At 61.5% G+C, this 21,676-nt stretch carries 8 protein-coding genes; 5 read left to right on the top strand and 3 right to left on the bottom strand.

Features of this window, described 5'->3' with window-relative positions; all coding sequences use genetic code 11:
• Nucleotides 1-253: 253 nt before the first annotated feature.
• The 3 genes from M3I54_RS19750 to M3I54_RS19740 form a co-directional block, all read right to left on the bottom strand.
• Nucleotides 254-1,438 (bottom strand): hypothetical protein, encoded by a 1,185-nt coding sequence (locus M3I54_RS19750; RefSeq protein ID WP_254338841.1) that lies wholly within the window; start codon nucleotides 1,436-1,438, stop codon nucleotides 254-256.
• Nucleotides 1,439-1,702: 264 nt separating this feature from the next.
• A complete protein-coding gene (locus M3I54_RS19745; RefSeq protein ID WP_254338838.1) occupies nucleotides 1,703-3,574 on the bottom strand; it encodes an HAD-IIIC family phosphatase in 1,872 nt (623 codons plus the stop codon).
• Between the two features lie 558 nt (nucleotides 3,575-4,132).
• Nucleotides 4,133-5,071, bottom strand: a complete 939-nt coding sequence (locus M3I54_RS19740; RefSeq protein WP_254338836.1) for a glycosyltransferase — start codon at nucleotides 5,069-5,071, stop codon at nucleotides 4,133-4,135.
• A gap of 870 nt (nucleotides 5,072-5,941) precedes the next feature.
• Here M3I54_RS19740 and M3I54_RS19735 point away from each other — a divergent pair.
• The 5 genes from M3I54_RS19735 to M3I54_RS19715 all read left to right on the top strand — a co-directional run bounded on the left by M3I54_RS19735 (nucleotide 5,942) and on the right by M3I54_RS19715 (nucleotide 21,657).
• The gene (locus M3I54_RS19735; RefSeq protein WP_254338834.1) at nucleotides 5,942-6,622 is read left to right on the top strand and encodes a 4'-phosphopantetheinyl transferase superfamily protein; all 681 of its coding nucleotides are present in this window, start codon (nucleotides 5,942-5,944) and stop codon (nucleotides 6,620-6,622) included.
• Between the two features lie 519 nt (nucleotides 6,623-7,141).
• Complete coding sequence (locus M3I54_RS19730) at nucleotides 7,142-17,071, top strand: non-ribosomal peptide synthetase/type I polyketide synthase (RefSeq protein ID WP_254338832.1); 9,930 nt, start codon at nucleotides 7,142-7,144, stop codon at nucleotides 17,069-17,071.
• A 33-nt stretch (nucleotides 17,072-17,104) separates the two neighbouring features.
• Nucleotides 17,105-19,378 carry a condensation domain-containing protein gene (locus M3I54_RS19725; protein ID WP_254338830.1) on the top strand — a complete coding sequence of 758 codons (2,274 nt, stop codon included), beginning with the start codon at nucleotides 17,105-17,107 and terminating at the stop codon, nucleotides 19,376-19,378.
• Nucleotides 19,379-19,409: 31 nt separating this feature from the next.
• Entirely contained in the window at nucleotides 19,410-20,555 is a 1,146-nt protein-coding gene (locus tag M3I54_RS19720; RefSeq protein WP_254338829.1) for an SGNH/GDSL hydrolase family protein, read from the top strand.
• 115 nt (nucleotides 20,556-20,670) lie between these two features.
• Nucleotides 20,671-21,657, top strand: a complete 987-nt coding sequence (locus M3I54_RS19715; RefSeq protein ID WP_254338828.1) for a cupin-like domain-containing protein — start codon at nucleotides 20,671-20,673, stop codon at nucleotides 21,655-21,657.
• The last annotated feature ends 19 nt before the right edge of the window (nucleotides 21,658-21,676 follow it).

Genomic DNA, 21,676 nt, shown 5'->3' with positions numbered 1-21,676 from the left:
CCGCTGAATCCGGTGTTCACACCATCAGCGCGACGTCGCCGGCGCGGTTCACGACGGGATTATGTTCAACGGAAACCTGAACGTCCTGCGCACATGCGTACCCGAGTTGGCCAGCCGCAGGTATTCAGCTTCGATAGCACGACGGTTTCCGACACATCCTGCCCACACGCCTATCGGGAGTCAATGCCTGGCGTACGCCATCAATGCCGTTGGCAAGGTCAAACCGCGGGGCGTATGGGGTTCGGCATCGAGTTCAAGTCTCCCGCTGGGCATCTGGCAACGTGGCGCTGACCAACGGCGAATCGCCCGCCATCTTTACCGGCTCCGTGGCCGAAGAGAATATGTCCGTAAAGCGATTCGCGCCATGGAGCGCGATGAGCGTCAGCGCGGGAAACGCCAAGGAGAGCGCGCGCACTTCATCGAAATAACCGAAAGGGATAAAAAGAGCCACCAACGGCCACAGCGCTGCGTGAAGATAGTGCCGATATCTTGTGCCCGCCATGCGCCAGGCAGCAAGAAAGTAGACGATTAGCGGAACGATGATTAACGGATTCTGGACGCTTGGGGTTGGAACGCCCTTGCTGATAACGTTCCAGAAGATCAGGTACGATTTTGGATTAATCCAGAAGCGCACATTATCGAACAGGTGAAACTCAACAGCGCTGCCAATATTGGCGTCGTAACCGGTTGTAATCAGATGGCGACTTGCGAGGCAGCATGCAAGCTGCAGGCCGAGCCAACCGACGCGTGCTCGCAATGAGACGTCACGCTCATGCAGGAACACAAGCGCGAGCGGAGCCAAAAAGAAGGTTTCCTTATTGAACGAGGCCAGCGCAATGCAGATTGTGCAGGCGAGCATTTGCCGCCTCAGCAAGAAGGAACATGCGGCGAAAAGGCCCAACAACTCGAGGAAGTCGTAATAAAAGGCGCTCTCTTGAAACGTCAACGGGTAAATTAAACTGAATGCCACAACGAACCCGAGCGCCTGACCAAACTTCAAGGCATGCGCCCGGGCGAGGCGGTATATCAACCACAGTGATAAAAACATCGCCGCCACAACGGTGAAATATGTGACGTAGTAGGTAACCGCGACAATTGGCGTCCAGTACTTATCAGGCAAACGGTTGAAATACAGGCGCCGAATTGCGTCATGCTTCTTGACCTGCGTATAGAGCTTCTCCTGAAGGTCTGGCCCTAGTCGGCTCACAGCCCATTTCACCCCCCTCGGGAACGACGACCGGTACACGAAAGGTTTTCTCGCTGTACCGTTCATCATCTCGTAGAAGGTGATCTGGTAGTTCGCGCTGTTTTGATCCTCGTGGAAACCCCATGTCAGCAGTGCGCTATTCGTGATGTTTGCCGTGCAAATGAGCAACGTCACGAGCACGATAGAGAATCGGCAAAAAGCAAGAACCCAAAGTTTAGCTGTGCTGTTCACGATCCGGTCCTTCTCATTTGGCTATACGCCGCCCGCTCGCTAACGATCGTTACCGCAGCGGTTGACGGTCAAGTTGGCTTGATTGGGTTCCTGACTGCGAGCAGCGGTGCTCGAAGAATTTCAATTTATTAGGCATTGGAACAGCGACTCATCGCACATACGGTACGTTATCGCACGCAAGTCGTTCGACGACTGTGACGCAACGTTCGTCAGAACTGCTTTCGCGAAAGCACATTGCACCCGCTGAAGCCGAGATCGTCGCGTTTAAATCCGCACAGGAGGAAACTCGGCCGCGCCCATATTCTCGATCTTGATGTAGGACGGCAGTTCGTTCGCGGCGCGCGAGTACAAACCAGCGGCAGTTTGGGAGAAACCGAGCCGTTTGAAATAGTCGTGGCAGGTCGCATTCCTTCCGGTATCGACCAGCTCGGCGCGGACTTCAGCGCCCGACTTGAGCGCCAACCGCGTCGCAATCGCCCCAACGACCAGTTCCGCGCCAAGCCCAAACACGCGGCACGACAGCACGACCTGGACGATCTTCTCGCCATTGATCAGGCAAACGGAAATAATGCCGTTGTCGATTAACTTGTCCCGAAGAGAAGAGACCACGCAATAGCCGCCTTGGGTTATGAACGTCTCAAACTCCGATCGCTCCCATCTTTTCCCTGTCGTGTTGAATTGATTTGTCTTGTTGATCAGCTCGAAGGCGCGATCGAAGTGTCTCGATTGAGGAGTCTTGATCAAGAAGAACGACTGGCGAAGCTGTAACGAAGCTAGCCACTCCTCCCGCGAAGCACCGTTGGAGGTGTCGGCACTGGCTTCGCGCTGCGAGATTGCGCGCACGAGTTCTGTGCGGCGCGACGACTCCTCGGTGACGATGGGGACTTGCGTTTCGGCCGATCGCAGAATGATTCGCCGCCAGTCGTAATGATTGCCACCCAGGCATCGAATGGCAGGGATCGCTGCCTTCACCTCGGACAATTCACGGTCGTTGTCGTCGATGAAGACACAGTTTGCCGGAAGCAGATTGACCTCCTTGATTATTTCAAGGATGTTCTGCGACTTCGGCTTCCAGTTGATTCGGACGCACGCGAAGTCATCCAAAGTGATGGCGCCGCGCCAGATAGCGTTGAACCGTTCAATGGTGGGCGCTTCTTCGTTCTTGCTGCAAATCGCCAGCAGTCCGCCACGCTTCTTGAAGTACATCAGGGCTTCGGCGAGGCCGATAGGCCAGCCTTCGATACGTTGATCCAGACTCACGCTCTCGCCTTCCGCCGCAACGCCGCGCCACATGGTGTCGTCGAGATCGACGATAATCAGTTTCACTGGGTCTCGTTGCTCGATGACCTTGACAATCGCTTCAATCCGGGACAGGAACGCAAGGGTAAATTCGCGCGACGCAACCTCATAAGTCAGGATATTCCCAATCGCTTTAGGCGCAATCAATCGATTCGCGTCAAGCTTGAAGTCCCAATCGTTGATGAACGAGGCATGTGAACTGCTCAACAGGACATCGTCCTGCAGGTGCCGGCGTCCGACGAAGTTCAATATTTCGTTGGTGTCGAGAAAGTAGCAATTGTTCGTTCGCCGGACAGCGTCGGATAAAAGCCGGTTGATCTCGCGCACCAGATTTCCAGGCGATGTCATACCGAATGGGTCGATGAGATCACCCTCGTAATTGAAGCTTGGCTCGAAAAACGACATGAAAACAATCGGAGCCGTCGTTATCTGCGCGGCGACCTGCGCCACCTTCTGAGAGATATATTCCCCCGTTTTTTCCAGAAGGGCGCGAGCCTCATCGTCTGAACGGAGCCGCGAGAAAACCATATCAACCACGGGTTCAGGCGTTTGCGTCACTTCACCCAGAATGTGACGGAGTGTGAGGTTCACCACCGCGACATCATCTGTTGGCGCGGCTTCCGGAATAGGAGCGTGGCGTCTCGAGCCCATCAGTATGTGACGGATGTTGTGCCCAGAGTTCGCGCTTCGCTTGGCGAGCATCTCTACTGAACACGTGCCCAGCAGCAATATATTGAGCTTGCGCGCATGGATCGCGAGCGACGTCGGCGGAAGCGGTAAATTCACCTGTTTATCGGCGACGGAAGAGTAAAACAAATCGCGGACAAATTGACGCATTTAGGACCCCGAAGTCGAAATCATCGCGACGATACCTGGCACAGCCTTCGGGTCTCGAGTGCTATCGATATCCCTGCTGATCGTGACGTAGATCATGGCGTGGCTGTCCTTGCGGGTGGGTTGCGCGAAGCGTGCTCGCTTACTTCGCACCCTGCCGGTATCGGCCCTGCGATTAGAGCAGAACGCGGCTGCACCATCTGTGCGCAGACATACACAATCCCAACGCGGTTTAGCGCGCGTGAATCTCGTGGTGTCGACAACGACGTTTATAAACGTGCGCAACGTAGCACGGGACGATTCCATCGGATAACGGGTTCGGTGCATGCGGCGTCCGGCCAGCGCGCAGAAGCGCGCTTAGGTCGACGTGCGCACTCGTGGGCCTAGCAGGCCGCCCGCTGTGATGAAAAGGTGGCATGCGTCGATCGCGGAGATAAAACGGGGCAAGAACCAGCGCTGGCTGCTGCGCTTGACGAGAACTTCCAGCTGACGGGGGCAGAAGGGGTGTGCAAGACTGCCGGGGCGCCGGCTATAACTTTTATTTTTCGAGGCCGGCGCAATTCAAGTCGAATAATCCTGAGCCTGGATTACTCGTCTCAACTGCTTGATTAAATTCACACCTCCCAACCCGATAACCAGCCTCAAAAACAGCGACGCCCAATCTTTGCCGGGAATCTCTATCTCCCTCAACAAAACTCGCTCGATAATGGCAATCCTCAAGGCGATACTCATTTTCTTGTAAATCAGAACATTAAATACAAATGAGGAAACGTGCCCCTTGGACATCATCTTGTTATATTTTTCAAAAAACACGAGACTCGGTTCACAACTGACCGCCTTCGATATTCTGGCGGGACTCTCACTCAAGGAATACTCCACCAGCGCATCGTGCAAATAAACGAATGCACAGCCAGCCATTTCTGCTCGAATGGCAAAATCCCAATCCTGATGACGACGCAACGACCCATCGAAGCTGATCAGCGGATACTGATGACGCCACATCATGATCGATGAAGTCTGAATATAGCCTTCCTCCAATAGGATGAAATCAAGCATCGATTGTCCATCGTAGGGCGCGCGGTTGCCCAGGATGCGCCGGCCTCCGTCCGTGAGGACGACGTTACTGAAGAGCACCTTCGCTTCGTTCCCCGCAGGCTTGGGGCCGAACGCGGCGAGGCAGCGTTCAAGCTTGTTCGGGAGCCATCGGTCATCAGCATCCAGAAAAGCGATCAGATCGCCGGTGGCCTCCTCAATGCCCCTGTTTCGACACCACGCCGCGCCATGATTCTCGCTCTCGCGAATCAGGCGTAAAACAATGTCATCCCCGCAACGACTCGGCAATTCGAAGTGCGCCCCCGACGCGTCATCTATGACGATAATTTCCCGCGGAACAACGGTTTGACTGTATATCGATTCTATTGCCACCCAAAGCAAATCAAGGCTGTTGTAGTGTGGAATGATCACACTCACGTTATAAACATTGTCAAAATCACGCCCCATCCCACACCTCGAATCTGAATTTCGACAACTTCCTCGCACAGAGAGTAAAACTATCCGGCTTGATCTGGTAGCGCTTCAATCACATGAAGTCTTACACTTTCTTACCAAGCAAGTAACCGAACATTGCGAACACAACGATTTACATTACAAAATTATTAATAATACTTTCAAATTTAATACACATCCGACTGCACACCTTCCCATCCGGGTTTCGGCCCAGTGTTTTTTGAACGCCATGGAGCTGACGCAGGTCGATAGCGAACCCAATCGTTGGCCGTTCCGAAAGCCAAAGCAATAGACGTTTTCGTATGACGCCGCATCGAGTCGCAGAGGACCATGCAGCCAAACTACTCTCGGAGAGCCTCACAGGTTTCTGGTCGACGCCTTGTTTCGACAATTGCGGCGTCGGCTCGTCGACGAACACATGCCATACGCCCTGAGCAAGCCCTGAAACCGCCCGCTGCGATACCCCGCAAGCCGTGATACGAGTAAGTTGCGGCTATCCACTGGCGCTAGCGCAAAGCACGCACGAACGCGGTGCAGCGTCATTGCATCGCGCTGTGACGGATCGTAGGCCGGATCCCCTGCGCCGTTCCGTGGGTTGCCTAACAATTCCGCGCGAGTTGTATGTGTACATTCTCGCGTGAGTCAGCCGCTCATCGTGACAGCGCTGCACTCCAACCAGCGTGCGCGGCTGCGCATGCCTGCCTCACCCGGATGGCGAGCTTTGCTCCGCGAGCCTATCCATGTTGCTGCACGAGAATCGCAGGGTTGCGGGCCGCGCCCCCTGTTGGTCCTTATAGAATCGACACTCTTACCGCAAGTCGAACCAGGCTCTCAATGTCCTCGTCGCCACTATCACCGCCCTCTGTGCAAGAAGTGCATGTCTGGCAGTGGGACCTCGACGTCTGCGCTAGTGATTTTGAGCGGTACTGGGAGATGCTTTCGGCTCAGGAGCATGAACGGGCCGACAACTTCCGCTTCGAGCGGCATCGCCGCCGCTACGTGACGGGACGCGGAGTACTCAGACAGATCCTTGGCCGCTATCTCGCGCACTCCCCTCAGGCGGTCGCACTTGAGTATGGCGCGGAAGGCAAACCGTTTTGCACGAGCCAGCCTGCTGGATGGACGATTTGCTTCAACCTGAGCCACAGCGAGAATACGGCGGCGCTCGCCATTTCGAGCGGGTTCGAGGTGGGCATCGACGTAGAACATGTCCGCCCGATCGAGGAGAGCATGCCGCTCCAGGTCTTCTCCACAAGGGAGCGTGAGCAATTCGACGCGCTTTCCGATGCAGAACGGCAAGCGGTCTTCTTTGAAACCTGGGCGCGCAAGGAAGCTTGCCTGAAGGCGCTCGGCACCGGCTTCATCCTGCCGCCGGAGCATTTCGAGTTCGATCTTTCCGTTCACGGTGACACGGCACCTCGCTTCGTCGGTGGCGACGCGGAGGAATCGACGCATTGGCGCATTCGCGCCCTTTCACCCAGTCCAACCTGCGCGGGAGCTGTAGCGGCCCGCCACACCGGCTGGTCGATCATCAATATGAACTGACGCACGGCGTCTATGTCAGGCAGGCAACCCGTACACGCGGCCCGTGAGGGCCACGCAATAGCCTCGAATCGACGAAGTCGCCGGGTTGCCTGACAAATCCTCGGGCAGCCGCTCATCGCCCCGCCCAGCGGTCCGATCCGGTTGTGCCACGCACAACACCGCACACGAATTCCTTGTCGTCGCCCCGAAGCAACGTGCACTCGGCCAACGTTGCAATTGACGCCAAACCGGCTCGCATGGCGGAAAGCGGGTCGCAAGCCTGCATGGCGATGCGCCCGCACCGCCCCAGTGCAATGTGTTGTTGCAGCACATCGTGTGTGCGACGGCGAACGGATAGGCATCCCGCGGGAGTTTAACTTCCACTTACAGCAAATTTAAGACGTGGGAGACAAGCCGGCCGCGCAAAGCTGGGTGGCTTGCGTATCCCGTGACCGGCAGCCGTTATGCGCAAACGCTGCGTGTACATCGCCAGGCCTGGCTCAATCCAGGACCTTCGTCAAAATTGTGGGGGAGTAGCAAATGTCACACAGAGATGGACTTTCAGGCGTTTTGCCGGGCGGGACCGATCACGTGCCTGGCGTGGCAGCGCGCTTTGATGCCGTATCTGCCGAGTTCGGCAATCATCTTGCTGTGATTGACGCCACGGTCGAGGAACATTACACCGCCTTCGGCGAACGTTCGGCGCGGCTCGCAACCGTCCTGCACGAAATGGGACTGGAGCCGGGCGAGCGCTGCGCGATCATGGTTTCGCGCAGCCGCGACACGCTGGCGTTGATGCTGGCGATCCTGCGTCTGGGCGCTGTGTACGTACCGTTGGACCGCGCCTATCCCAAGGCGCAGCTCGATTTCATCGTTTCCGATTGCGCGCCCAAGCTCATCATCGCCGAAGCGGCGGCGCTCGCCAGCGTTGGCGAGCTGACCGGCGTCTCGGTCGACCTCGAGCACGTCGTGGCGGCTGCGGAGGCTGCCGAGCCCGCACCGCTCCATGCTTGCCGTCCTGACGACGCTGCCTACGTGATGTACACCTCCGGCTCGACCGGCAAGCCCAAGGGCGTGATCGTGCCGCACCGCGCGATTCTGCGCCTCGTAGAGAGCCAGACCTTCACCGAGCTTTCGCCCCACACGCGCTTCCTGAACCTCGCGCCGCTCGCCTTCGATGCGAGCACGCTGGAGATCTGGGGACCGCTCCTGAACGGCGGCTGCGCCGCCATCATCAACGAGGTCCAGCCCTCTCTCGACACGATCGCGTCCGAGATAGCGCGACTCGGCGTTACCAGCGCCTGGTTCACGGCTGGCCTCTTCAATGCGCTCGCCGACTATCGGCTGGAAGCCTTTCTTCCGCTCAAGGAGGCGCTGACGGGCGGGGACGTGCTGTCCCCCGTCCACGTACGCAAGGTCATGGAGGCCCATCCGGGTCTACAGATCATCAATGGCTACGGTCCGACCGAGAACACGACCTTTACCTGCTGCTATCGCATTCCGCGCGACGGCGAGTCGCTCGCGAATGGCGAGGCCATTCCCATCGGCTACGCCATCGCGGGTACGAGCGCGTATATCGTGGACGACAAGCTCGCGCCGGTTGCCGATGGAGAAGTCGGCGAACTGGTCACGGGCGGTGACGGTGTCGCGCTCGGCTATCTCAACCGGCCCGAACTGACGGCCGAGAAGTTCGTCGACGACGTTTTCGCTCCCGGCGCCAAGCTCTACCGCACCGGCGACCTCGTGCGCCGCCGCCCGGACGGGGCGATCGAATTTCTGGGCCGCAACGACCGGCAGATCAAGATTGCGGGCAAACGCATCGAACTCGACGAAATCGAACATGCGCTGCGCGTGGCGCCCGGCGTGGCCGATGCGGCCGTGGCGGCATTCGATGGCCGCATGGGCAAGGCCATTGCGGGCTTCGTGAAGGCCGATGCGGCGGATGCCGCAGTCCTCCTGAACGAAATCCGCGCCTATCTCAAGTCCGCCCTGCCCGATTACATGATGCCGTCGGAACTGCGTGTCCTGCCGGACTTTCCGCTGACGCCCAATGGCAAGATCAACCGCAAAGCGCTGCTTGCGTCAATCGATACGCAATCCGAAGCATCAGCCGAACCCTCGCCCGTGGACGACGATATCGCCGACAAGCTTGCGTGCGTTTTCGAAGGGCTCCTCGGCAAACCCGTCGATCGCCGCTCGAACTTCTTTGACCTCGGCTTGCGCTCGCTCGATCTGATGCGCGCGCATGCCATCATCGCGCGCGACGTCGCGGCCAAGGTCGCGCTGGTGGATCTGTTTCGTCATCCCAATGTCGAGGCACTCGCTTCGCATCTGCGCACGACGCTCCCGACAGTGAACAAAGCGGCCATCCGTCACCGCCGGGACGTGCAAAGCGGAGCCATCGCGGTCGTCGGCATGTCCGGACGATTTCCGGGCGCCCGCAATGTCTCCGAACTCTGGGCCAACATTCTGGCTGGACGCGACTGCATCACGCATTTCGACGTGGCGGAACTCGAAGACAGCTTCGATGACGGCTCGCGCCGCGATAAAAGCTACGTCAAGGCACGGCCGATACTCGCGAACGTCGACCACTTCGACGCCGGCTTTTTCGGCATGCTGGCGCGCGAGTCTGCGCTGACCGACCCGCAACAGCGCCTGTTCCTCCAGATCGCCTGGGAGGCGTTCGAAGATGCCGGATATGACCCGGCAACGATCGCCGGCGCCGTCGGGGTGTTCGCCGGCACCTCGATGAACACCTACTTCCTCAAGCACATCCTGACCGATCGCGCGGTCATCGACGAGTTTACGAGCCAGTTCCAGATCGGCGAATATCAAAAGCTCGTCGGGGCCGGTGATTTCGTCGCCACCCGCACGGCTTACAAGCTCGGGCTCACGGGGCCTGCTATCTCCGTCCAGACGGCATGCTCCACCTCGCTCACCGCGATCAGCCTCGCCGTCGAGAACCTTCGGGCGGGACGCTGCGACATGGCGCTGGCCGGCGGCGTCTCGATCACCTTCCCGCAGAAGCGCGGTTACTTCTACGAAGAAGGCGGCATGGGCGCGCCCGACGGCGTGTGCCGTCCGTTCGATGCCGATGCGAAGGGCACGGTGTTTGGCAGCGGTGCCGGCGTCGTCTTGCTCAAACGTCTCGAAGACGCCATCGCCGACGAAGATCCGATCTATGCCGTGATCCGCGGCGTAGGCATCAACAACGACGGCTCCGACAAGGTCGGCTTCACCGCGCCGAGCGTCGACGCCCAGGCCCGCGCGATCGCCATTGCGCACGCCGAGGCTGGCATCGATCCGGCCTCGATTGGCTATATCGAGGCCCATGGCACAGCAACGCCGCTTGGCGATCCGATTGAATTCGCGGGCCTCGTGCAGGCATTTCGCCTGGGCGGCGCCGAGGGCGGCCAGTTCTGCGCGCTCGGCTCGGCGAAGGCCAATGTCGGGCACCTCGACGCGGCTGCGGGCGTGACGGGTTTCATCGCCGCGTCGCTCGCATTGCGCCACCGCACCTTGCCGCCGCTCACGCATTTCCGTTCGCCCAACCCTGGCATCGACCTGGCCAACAGTCCGTTTTTCTTCAATGCGGCCGTGCGTCCCTGGGCTGACGGCGCCACACCGCGCCGCGCCGGTGTGAGTTCCCTGGGCGTCGGCGGGACGAACGTCCATGTGTTGCTGGAGGAGGCGCCTTGCCGCACTGCCTCGGGCGACCAAAACGAAGGACTCCAGATCCTGCCGGTATCGGCCCGAAGCGCGGCAGCGCTCGAGCGCGCGAAGGCGAATCTCGCCACGCATCTCGCAAACAATCCGGACATCGCGCTAGCCGATGTGGCCGCAACACTGCAAACGGGCCGCCGCGATTTCGCACATCGCGCCGCTGTCGTCGCCGATAGCGTGGAGCAGGCCCAGGCGAAGCTCCAGAAAGGCGCGATCGAAGCACAGGCCCCGCAGGCCGCGCCTGCAGTCGTCTTCATGTTCCCGGGCCAAGGCGCCCAGTATCCGGGCATGGGAGCCGCGCTCTATCGCACCGAGCCGGTCTATCGCCAGTGGATCGATAAGGGCGCAGAGGCGCTGGCTCCGCATCTCGGGCTCGACATCCGCACCCTGCTGTTGAGCGAAGCCCCAGAGGGCGACGACACCCCGCACCCGATTCGCTCGACGATCTACGCGCAGCCGGCCCTCTTCCTCGTCGAATATGCGCTGGCGCAGTTGTGGATCTCGCGCGGCATCAAGCCGGCAGCCATGATCGGCCATAGCGTCGGCGAGCTAGTCGCGGCCTGCGTGGCGGAGGCGATCGCCTTCGAGGATGCGCTGTGTCTCATCGCGCAACGCGGCGCGCTCATGCAGTCGGCCGAACCGGGCGCGATGCTGGTCGTGCGCCTGTCGGAGGCCGAACTCAGCCCGATGCTGCCCGGTGACGTCGATCTCGCCGCGATCAATGCGCCGACGCTCAGCGTCGTGGCAGGCCCCTTCGCAGCCATCGAGGCATTCGAGGCCACGCTCAAGGCACGCGATATCGAGCATCGACGTCTGCACACTTCGCACGCGTTCCACTCGCGCATGATGTCTGGCGTCGTCGACGATCTTGCCAAGGTCGCGAACAGCCTGACTTTCGCGAGGCCGAAGATTCCGTACGTGTCCTCCGTGACCGGGCAATGGGCGGCGATGGATCAGCCGGTGTCGGGAGCGTACTGGGCCGGCCATTGCCGCAATGTGGTGCGCTTTAGCGACGCGCTGGCCACGGTCACGGCAGAGGGCAAGCCGCTCCTGCTCGAAATCGGCCCCGGCCGCGCGCTCTCGACCTTTGTTCTGCAGGGCTTGCCCAAGGATCGGCATCAGGGCGCGATTGCCTCGCTGCCCGATTTCGCGACGCGCGATCGCGAGCTTGCCGTCCTCGCCGAGGCGACCGCGCGCCTGTGGTTGAACGGCGTCAAGCCGAACTGGAAAACGCTCCGGGCTGAAACCGGCCGCCGCGTTTCGCTACCGACCTATCCCTTCGAGCCGGAACGGCACTGGATTGACGCCCCGGCAACCGCCTCTTCAAGTCAGCCAACGACCGTAGCCCCAGCGATTGCCGCGCAAGCCTCGTCCGAAGCCCTAAACGATATTCCTCAGACCGCCATGACCCAAACCGTCCAAATCGACCGCAAACCGCGTCTCATTGCCGAACTGGCGTCACTGCTTGCCGAAATGTCCGGCGAGGCACCGGATACGTCCGATCCGGACGTGACCTTCTGGGATCTCGGTTACGACTCGCTGTTCATGGGGCAAGTGTCCCGGCAGCTGCGCCGCCGCTACGACGTCACGATCAGCTTCCGGCAGATCATGAGCGACTATCCGACGCTGCCCGCCCTCGCGCAGTTCCTCGATGGCGCAATGCCGCCTGATCCGGAAGTGCCTGCTGAGGCTGCGCCGGTTGCTGCGCCGGTCGCTGTTCAAGCGGCGGCTGCGCCAGTCGCCATTGCGGCAGCGCAGGTGGGCGCGCCTGTGGCAGTGCAAATGGCCACTGCGCCTGCCGCTGGCGACCTCCAGTCGGTGATCCGCGACCAGCTCGCCGCAATGCAGTCCGTGATGGCGCGTCAGCTAGAGGTGCTGCAAGGCGCGCCGCTGGCCGTGCAGCAGCCCGCAGCAGTCCAGGTCCCCGCGCCGGCGGCCGCTGCCACCCCGGCCGTTGCAGCCGCAGCGCCCGCCGCTGCCGCGGCGCCCGCGCACTCCGCCGGCCCCGAGATCAAGTTCGAGGAGAACCGCCCTTCACGCTTCACCGCTTACAAGCCGGGCGCAACACATTCGTCCCAGATGACCGACGCACAAAAGGCGTTCATCACCGATCTGGCGGCGCGCTACTCGGCGAAAACCTCCGCCTCCAAGGCTCGCACGCAGTCCTACCGGGCGGTGCTTGCCGATCCGCGCACCGCCAGCGGCTTCCGCGAGGAATGGAAGGAGCTTGTCTATCCGATCGTCGCCCAGCGCTCGAAGGGCTCCAAGATCTGGGACGTAGACGGCAATGAATATATCGACGTGGTCAACGGCTACGGCCAGACCGCGTTCGGCCACACGCCCGATTTCGTGGTCGAGGCGGTCAACGCGCAGTTGGCGGAAGGCTTCGCTATTGGACCGCAGTCGCCGCTCGCAGGCGAAGTCGCCCAGATGTTCTCCGAGATGACCGGCCATCAGCGCGTCACGTTCTGCAATACCGGCTCGGAAGCCGTGATGGCGGCGATGCGTCTCGCGCGCACGGTGACCGGCAAGGACAAGGTGGTCTGCTTCGACGGCGACTATCACGGCCAGTTCGACGAAGTGCTCGTGAAGCCGGGCAGCGAAGCGGGCGTGCCGCGTGCATTCCCGCTCGCCCCCGGAATCCCGCAGACTTCCGTGGGCAACATGGTCGTGCTGCCGTACGCCCGTCCCGAAAGCCTCGAGTGGATCAAGGCCAACATCGACGATATCGCAGCGGTCCTGATCGAGCCGGTGCAGTCGCGTCATCCCAATCTGCGTCCGAAGGAATTCGTGCAGCAGTTGCGCGACGTCACGGCGGCCAATGAGTCGGCGCTGATCTTCGACGAGGTCGTGACGGGCTTTCGCGTCCATCCGGCCGGCATGCAAGGCCTGTGGGGCATCCAGGGCGACATGGCGACCTACGGTAAGGTGGTCGGCGGCGGCCTGCCCATTGGGGTGCTTGCGGGCACCACGCAGTACATGGACGCGCTCGACGGCGGTCAGTGGCAATTCGGGGATGCTTCGGTACCCGAAGTTCCGCCTACCTTCTTCGCGGGCACGTTCGTGCGCCATCCCGTGGTGCTGGCCGCAATGAAAGCCGTCCTTCTGCATCTCAAGGAAGCCGGCCCGGCGCTGCAGGAGTCGCTCGGCGCGCGCATGGACGGACTCGTGCAGCGCGTCAATGCCCACCTGGAGAAGGTCGGCATCGCCGCACGCGCGGAATCCTTCTCGAGCTGGTTCTATGTGAATCTCGCGGGCGAAGATCGCCTCGGCAGCCTCTTCTATCCGTATATGCGCTACCTCGGCGTTCATATCATGGAAGGCTTCCCCTGCTTCCTGACGACGAGCCATTCGGACGAGGATATCCGCAAGATCGGCGACGCCTTCATCGCGAGCATCGACGCGCTCCAGCGCGTCGGCATTCTCGGTGGCGCACAGGACGCCGTTTCGCATGTGCAGGCCGAGCCGCAGCTCACGCAGTCCGCGCTCACCGAGCCGCAGAAGGAAATCTGGATGTCGGCCCAGCAGGGCCACGAAGCCTCGCTCGCATTCAATGAGTCGTTCACCCTCGAGCTCAATGGCAAGCTGAACGAGGCCGCCTTCGAACGCGCCTTCGCCGCGACTGTCGCCCGTCACGATGCGCTGCGCGTGCACTTCTCACGCGTCGGCGACATGATGTTCGCCGAGGCGACGACGACCGTGCCGCTGGTCCCGATCGACCTTTCCGGCCACGCCGATCCGGCGGGCGAGCTCAAGGCCATCATCGACGCGGAAGCCCGCGAGGTCTTCGACCTGACCCGGGCACCGCTCGCGCGCGCCGCACTGGTACGCCTGGAAGCGCAGAAGTGGGCGTTCGTGTTCACGGCGCATCACATCGTCTGCGACGGATGGTCGATCAACATCATCCTGCGCGATCTGTCTGCGCTCTACGCGGCAGAAGTTTGGGGCACGCAGCCCGAACTCGACGAGGTGCAGAGCTTCCTCGCCTTCGCCAAGGCACAGGACGAAATCGGCGTCGAGAAAGAAACGCGCGAGTTCTGGATGAACGTCCATCGCGACCCAGCGCCGCAACCCGATTTGCCCGGCGACCGTCCGCGCCCGGAGCGCAAAAGCTTCAACGGCGCTTCGACGACCCGCCATCTGGGAGCCGACCTTCTCAAGCAGGTCAAGACCGCTTCCTCAAAGCAAGGGTGCTCGCTGTTCGCCTCGTTGTTCGGCGCGGCCCAGGTGCTGTTCGGCCGTCTGTCCGGCAATGACGATGTCGTGATCGCCGCACCGATGGCTGGCCAGTCGCAAGCGGGCGAAGCGCTGCTGGTCGGGCACTGTGTCAACTTCCTGCCGTTGCGCGTCAAGTTCGACCGCGAAAAGCCTTTCGCCGCACACATGAAGGCGGTGCGCGATCACCTCTACGACGCAGGCGACCGGCAGAACTACACATACGGCGCGCTGGTGCGCGATCTCGGCATCAAGCGCGATCTCAACCGGCTGCCGCTGACCGATCTCCAGTTCAACCTGGAAAAGGTCGACGGCGAACTCGACATGGCAGGCGTCACCACGCACTTCACGCCGAATGCAAAGGCCTACAGCAACTTCGATCTGTTCCTTAACGTGATCGAATCGGCGCAGGGCCTGCGTCTCGATTGCGATTTCAACACCGACGTCTACGACGAAACGACGATCCAGCGCTGGCTCGGTTACTACGAAACCTTGCTGACGGCGATCGCACGCGATGCCGAAACGCCGGTCGCGGCACTCCCGCTGCTGAACGAAGCTGAAATCCACCACCTTCGCGACGAGCTGAACGCTTCCCAGCGTGACTACGATCTCTCGCAGACGACCCCGGCGCTGATCGCCGCGCAGGCCTGGCAGGCCCCGGATACGACGGCCGTGTCGGACGAGTCGACGAGCCTGACCTATGGCGAACTCGATGCGCGCGCCAGCCAGATCGCCCGTCGGCTCATGGCGGCGGGGATCGCGTCGGGCGGACGCGTCGCCATCGCGATGGAACGCACTGCGATGACCGTGGCCGCCATGATCGGCGTGTGGCGAGCGGGCTGCGCCTATGTGCCGCTCGACATGACGATGCCGCCTGCACGCCTGCGCCAGATTCTCGACGGAGCCGGCATCGCCGCCATCCTCAGCGATGAGGGCAGCCTCATGGTGCTGGAACCGGGCGCGCATCGCGTGCTGGAAGTGGAAGCGCTCCTCGCGCAGGACGACGACGAGACCATGACGCTGCCCGTCGTAACGGACGCGGATTCGGCCTACGTGATCTTCACGTCGGGCTCGACGGGTCAGCCCAAGGGCGTGGAGATTGGCCACCGCGCGCTGAGCAACTTCCTGCTCTCGATGGCGCACGCGCCCGGCTTTACGGTCAGGGACAGCATCGTCGCGGTGACGACGTTCTCCTTCGATATCTCGGGTCTCGAGCTGTTCCTCCCGCTCATCGCCGGCGGGCAGACCTTCATCGCTGGCCACGCAGAAGTGCGCACCGGCTTCGAACTGGTGACTCGCCTGAAAGACGAAGCCGCCACCGTTCTCCAGGCGACGCCGTCACTGTGGCGCATGCTGCTCGAGGCGGGCTTCAAGGCGCCGAAGGGCTTCAAGATCCTGTGCGGCGGTGAGCCGTTGCCGCGCGACCTCGCCGACGACCTGCTCGCCACCGGCGCGGAGGTGTGGAACCTCTACGGCCCGACCGAGACGACGATCTGGTCGTCCGCCTCGCGTATCGTTGCAAACGCACCTGTGGTGATCGGCGCGCCGCTCGCCAACACCGATCTGCACGTGCTGACCGACGACCTGCATCTGGCGCCGCAAGGCGTGAGCGGCGAACTGTGGATCGGCGGAGAAGGCCTGGCAAAGGGTTATTTCAACCGCCCTGACCTGACCGATGCCGCCTTCAAATCGGTTGCCATCGAAGGCGCCTCACCGCGCCGGCTGTACCGTACCGGCGATCTCGCGAAGCGGCTCGCCGACGGCTCGCTCCAGCACCTGGGCCGTCGCGATCAGCAGATCAAGCTGCGCGGCTTCCGCATCGAGATCGAGGACATCGAGGCCACCCTGCGCAAGGCGCCCGGCGTTGCCGCAGCCGCTGTCGCCCTGCATACCGTGGGTGACAGTCCGCGCCTCGTGGGCTACCTGGTCGGTGCTGGCTCCGACAAACCCGACCAGGGCGCGGTCGCGGCTCATGTCGCCGGGCAACTGCCGTCCTACATGGTGCCGACGCTGTGGATGACGCTCGACGCGCTGCCCCAGACCACGAACGGCAAGCTCGACCGCAAGGCCCTGCCCGTGCCGACGGCTGACATGGTGGCCACGCCCGTGCGCCAGCCGCATGCCGCGCTCAAGGTCGTGCCGCAAGCACCGATGCCGGTCGAACCCGCGGCCATCGAGCCAGAAGCGAACGAACCGGCGGAGACCGTCACCGCCGTGGCCGAACCTGCGGCCATGACGCCGACGCAAGCCACCATCGCCGCGATCTGGGGCGATGTGCTCGGTCTGCAGCAGGTCGGTATCGACCAGAAATTCTTCAGCCTCGGCGCAGACAGCCTCCAGCTGTTCCGCATCGTCGCGCGAATGAACGAGCGCGGGCTGGGTGTGGATGCACGTCAACTCATGAAGAACGTCACGATCGAGCAGTTGGCCGCGAGCCTTGACGGCACGCAGACGGACGAGCCGGTCGAGGCCCCCGCCGTGGCGAGGCCGTCGATCCTCAACTTCAAGCGCAGGATTGCTGAGGGAGCCTGAGCGATGAACGGAATAGCCTTGAATATCGCACCTGTGCAGGCGGTCGAGGCGGGCCACGCCCTGTTCCCGGCGACTGCCTGCCAGGTACGCTACTGGCACGAGCAGAAGGCGTCGCCGAAGGCCTCCGCGCTCAACATCGCCTTCCGGCTGCAATTGTCGGGGCCGCTCACTGCCGCGAGCATCGAACAGGTGCTCAGCGAACTGGTCGCGCGGCACGAGATATTGCGCACCGGCTTCCTGATGACGGGCGCGGGGCTGCGCCAGCAGGTCTGGAGCAGCGCCCCCTTCCGGCTCGCGGTGGTGGATCTCAGCGGTTTGGACGATAAGGCCGCCCTTGCAGAGGCCCAGCGCGTGGGCCAGGACCAGGCCCGCACGCCTTTCGAGCTGTCGTCCGCGTCGTTCTTCCGGGCCGTGTGGTTGCCAAGGTCGAACACGCAAGGCGAATTGCAGCTGACCTTCCATTCGCTCGTGATGGACGGCTGGTCCTTCGCGATCCTCGTGCGCGAACTCGTGGAAGGACTCGCGGCGTTGCGCGCGGGCCATGATCCCGATTACCCCGACGTCGACCTTCACCATGGCGACTACGCGCTGTGGAAGGGAGAGTTCCTGGCCAGCGGGGCGATCGATTGCGCTCGGGTCCATTGGCGCCAGGAGCTTAAAGGGTTCAGCCGTTTCGACGTGACGGGCGATCGCCCCCGGCCACCGCAGCGGCGCTTTCAGGGCGTCATTCGCTCCATTCTGTTGCCGGGCGAGATGAGCGAACGCCTGATCGCGGCCGCCAAGGCGCAAGGCGTGACGCTCTTCAGCGTTGCGGCTGCGGGCCTCGCGTTGGCGCTGCAAAAGGCGACCGGCCAGGCCAAAGTCGCTATGGGCACGCAGATGTCGGTGCGCGATCAGCAGGAACTCGAGGGTGTAATCGGGCCGCTCATCAACACGGTGATCCTGCGCCTCGACGTGACCCAAGACAGCACGCTCGCCGACGTTACCGCGCAGTGCGGCGCCAAGCTCAGCGACGCCATCGAGCATCTACACCTGCCGTTCGAAGAAATGATGGGAATGGCAGGCGAAGTGCCGGATATGAATCGACCGCCGCTATGCTCGGTCAACTTCGCTCTGCAGCAAAGCTTCGTCGGCATGGGCGACGAGGTCCGCCGCCAGGATTTCGCCGCGACGACTTCGCCCTCCTTCAACGCGGGCGCGCTCTACGACCTCAACTTCTTCATGGTGCGGCGCCCGGAAGGCTGGCGCATCTCCTGCGAGGGCGACACGGACCTCTACGACATCGAGACGATCGACCGGCATCTGGCCAACTGGCGCGAGGTGCTGGGAAGCGCCGAAGTGATGCCGCAACGGCCGCTCGCGCCCGCAGCCGGGAAAGACACGGCACAAGTCGCGGGCGGCGTGGGCGTCAGTGGTTTCATCAGCCGGGCCGAGCTGGAAGCGAAAGCGCAGAATATCGTGCGGTTCAACGAGGATGGTTCGCAAACGCCCATCATCGTGCTCAACAACATCGCGGTCCTCTATGAGCTGGCCAAACAGGTTGGCGACGAGCGCCCCATCGTCGACGTTCCCATGGTGCCAAAGACGCCTCAGCCCAACCTCCCGTTGCGCGCCTTCGAGGACATCGCTGCGGACGCCGTGCGACTCATCAGACTGATCCAGCCAAAGGGCCCCTATATCCTCATGGGGTACTGCGTGCTGGGTGCGATGGCGTTGGAGGCGGCCCACCAGCTGCGCCGAGAAGGCGAAACGGTCGAACATGTCATCCTCACTGATTCCTGGTGCCCGGGTTACCGGGAGACGATGCCCTGGTACGATCGCCTGCTGCGCAAGGTGCAGGTGCGCGTGGACGACATCCCGCGCGACTTCCGGCTCGCGAGACGTGGCGAGATGTCGATGATTGCGTTCCTCCAGCAGTTTCGGACAGTTCGCTGGCTTCGTCTCACGCAGCTTGCCGTGAAGTTGGGCATCCTGAAGAACGACAGCGCAAACAACATGATCGACGACAACCTCTGGTATGGCCGCAATATCGGCTATCTGCGCGAACAGCAGGTGCGGTATCGTCCGAAGCCCTATGACGGCAATGTCCAGATCTTCCGCAGCGGCCAGGTGCTCAAGGGCCGCCTGTTCGCACACGACATGGGTTGGGGTGAAGTCGTCACCGGCAATCTGGTCGTCACCGACGTTCCGGGCATGCACAACCAGATGTTCCGCGCGGCCGGTGCTGCTGTCATGGGTAAGCAACTGCTCGGCCGCTTTGCCCAAGCCGCACATGACAGGCAGGAAACCGCCCTTGAAGGGCCATGATCTCGAAGCGTCTCGATAGGGTAAATGGCCCATGTCCCATTCGCGTAGGGTTGTGCTGGTCGCGCTTTTGGGCGCTCTGTCCGTCACCGGCCTTTTTGTCAGGCTAGCTGTTCCCGGCCTGTTTCGCCGTGTGCCGGTCGCCGTCGCCAACGCGTCGGAGCCGCCCTCTGGAAGGGTGCGCCTCGCCGTGCTTGGTGACTCCAACAGCCAGGCCTACCACGACACGGTCATGTTGAGCGATCCGCACGCGCGAGGAGGCCAGTGGCGCGCGACCACCTGGCAGTGGACCGAGGTGCTCGCCCAGTTGCGCGGAGACCAGATCGACCAGGGCAAATGGGGCGTTTGGGGAACCGGGAAGTATCACGCCATTGCCAGCGAAGCTCTGGGGGCTCTCGCCCGCACGCCCCCCAAACAGGACTACCGCTATAACTTCGCGATTAGCGGGGCGACCTGCGGGCAGTTGATGGGGCAATCGCAGCGCCAGGCGATCCGTCTCGTCGACTTGATGGACACAGAACCACAAGCCTGGCGAGGTGGCATCGTGTTGATCCAGATTGGCGACAACGATCTCAGCAGCCACGAGCTTTTTGACGAGTTGTCTCGCGATCCGAACGCATTGCGCCCCGGGAGCGCAATGAACGCCTGCATCAAATCCATTGGCGAAGCCGTCGCGCTAATCCGCAAATATCACCCGGATACCTATGTCCTGCTCGTGACCGGGGGCAGCGACGCCGATTGGCCTGGCGAGTTCAACAGCTGGCAATCCGCCAGGGAGATAGCCAATATCGATGCCGGCATTGATCGCTTCAACAATGGCTTGCGCGCGCTCGCCGCGGCGGACCACCATGTCTACGTTCTCGACGCTGGCTTGTGGTTTAGAAGCCTGTGGGGCCATCGCGACGATCACGGCCGCCCGAGTTACAAGACCGTGCATCTGGGGCCTGGCTGGGCAATCACCAATACCACCGGCGACGATCCGCATAACACCTTCCTTTCAGACACTCATGCCGGCGTGGTCTGGAATACCCTTTGGGCACAGCAGCTTGTCGCTTCGCTGAACGCCGCTTTCGGGCTGCATATCAAACCGATCACGGACGCCGAGGTCGTCGATTTTCTCCGGCCAAGCTTCAGAGCCGCCGACACAACATCGGTGACTAGCCAGGAAGCTGTCAAGTAGACCGCTCATCCCCGGGTAAACGCCAAAACCGGCTTGGATGTTCGTCAACGCACATCTGGCCCACGGGCGCGATAGTAGCCTGCAAGCACTACCCTCTAACCTGCGAAGGTGTGCCATGTCTGTGACTAGCAATGGTGCGACGTTGGCCGATGCAACACCCCAACTAACCTCAGACGGCAAATTCCTGCACGCTTGCAATCAGGAATTCAAAAGCAACTTCAATCAGCATCCATTTAAATTCAATCATCTATTGCATGAGAGCGGCTTGTTCGAGATCCCAAGGATCGCAGAGGTCGCCCAGCGGATGCTTGAAAAGAATGGCAACGTCCGCGCGATCAACTTCAAGAATAGTTCGCTGGAATCCAGGTTCAGCGCCATGCCGCATAGCACGCGGCTGAAAGAGGCGTTTGCGAGCGTTCACGAAAACGACTCATGGATCAAGCTGACTCAGGCACACCTTTACGACGCGGACTACGCCCATGTCCTTGACACAATTACAGCCGAGCTCGAGGAGTTGTCCGGTTACCCGCTGCGCAGCGATATCACCCTGGTGACGATGACATTGCTGGTCTCGTCGCCAAAGATCTCGACTCCCTTCCACATCGATCACGAAACCAACTTCCTCTTCCAGTTGCAGGGCTCGAAGGACGTCTGTCTCTTCCCCGCTACCGATCGCGAGCTGGTGCCGGACCAGGAAGTGGAGCGCTACTACGCCGGCAACTTCGAGGCTGCGCGCTATCGCCGTCAACTGCAGAACCGCGGAACGATCTTCCGGCTCAACCCGGGCGAAGTGGTGCATCACCCTCCATTGGCGCCGCATTGGGTCAAGAACGACGACAACATTTCAGTGAGTATCAGCATCAACTACTGCATGAGGTCGCTCGAGCGACGCGCACGGGTTTACCAGGCTAACTACGTTCTGCGCATGATGGGGCTGAAGCCGATGCCGCCCGGAGTTTCGCCATTGCGTGACAGCTTGAAAAGAAAGGTCATCTCGACGCTCGAACACCGCCATCCCAAAACGTTCGCGGAAGTCGTTCACTCGCCAGTGACCCGATTGAAGTCGCCGCTGAACGCAGTTCGGCGTCTGGTCAAACGCTGAACTCTCGCGATTAAATCGT

The sequence above is a fragment of the Paraburkholderia sp. CNPSo 3274 genome (assembly GCF_024206475.1).
In the GTDB taxonomy this organism is placed as follows: Bacteria; Pseudomonadota; Gammaproteobacteria; order Burkholderiales; family Burkholderiaceae; genus Paraburkholderia.
This window is presented reverse-complemented; position numbering and strand designations above follow the sequence as displayed.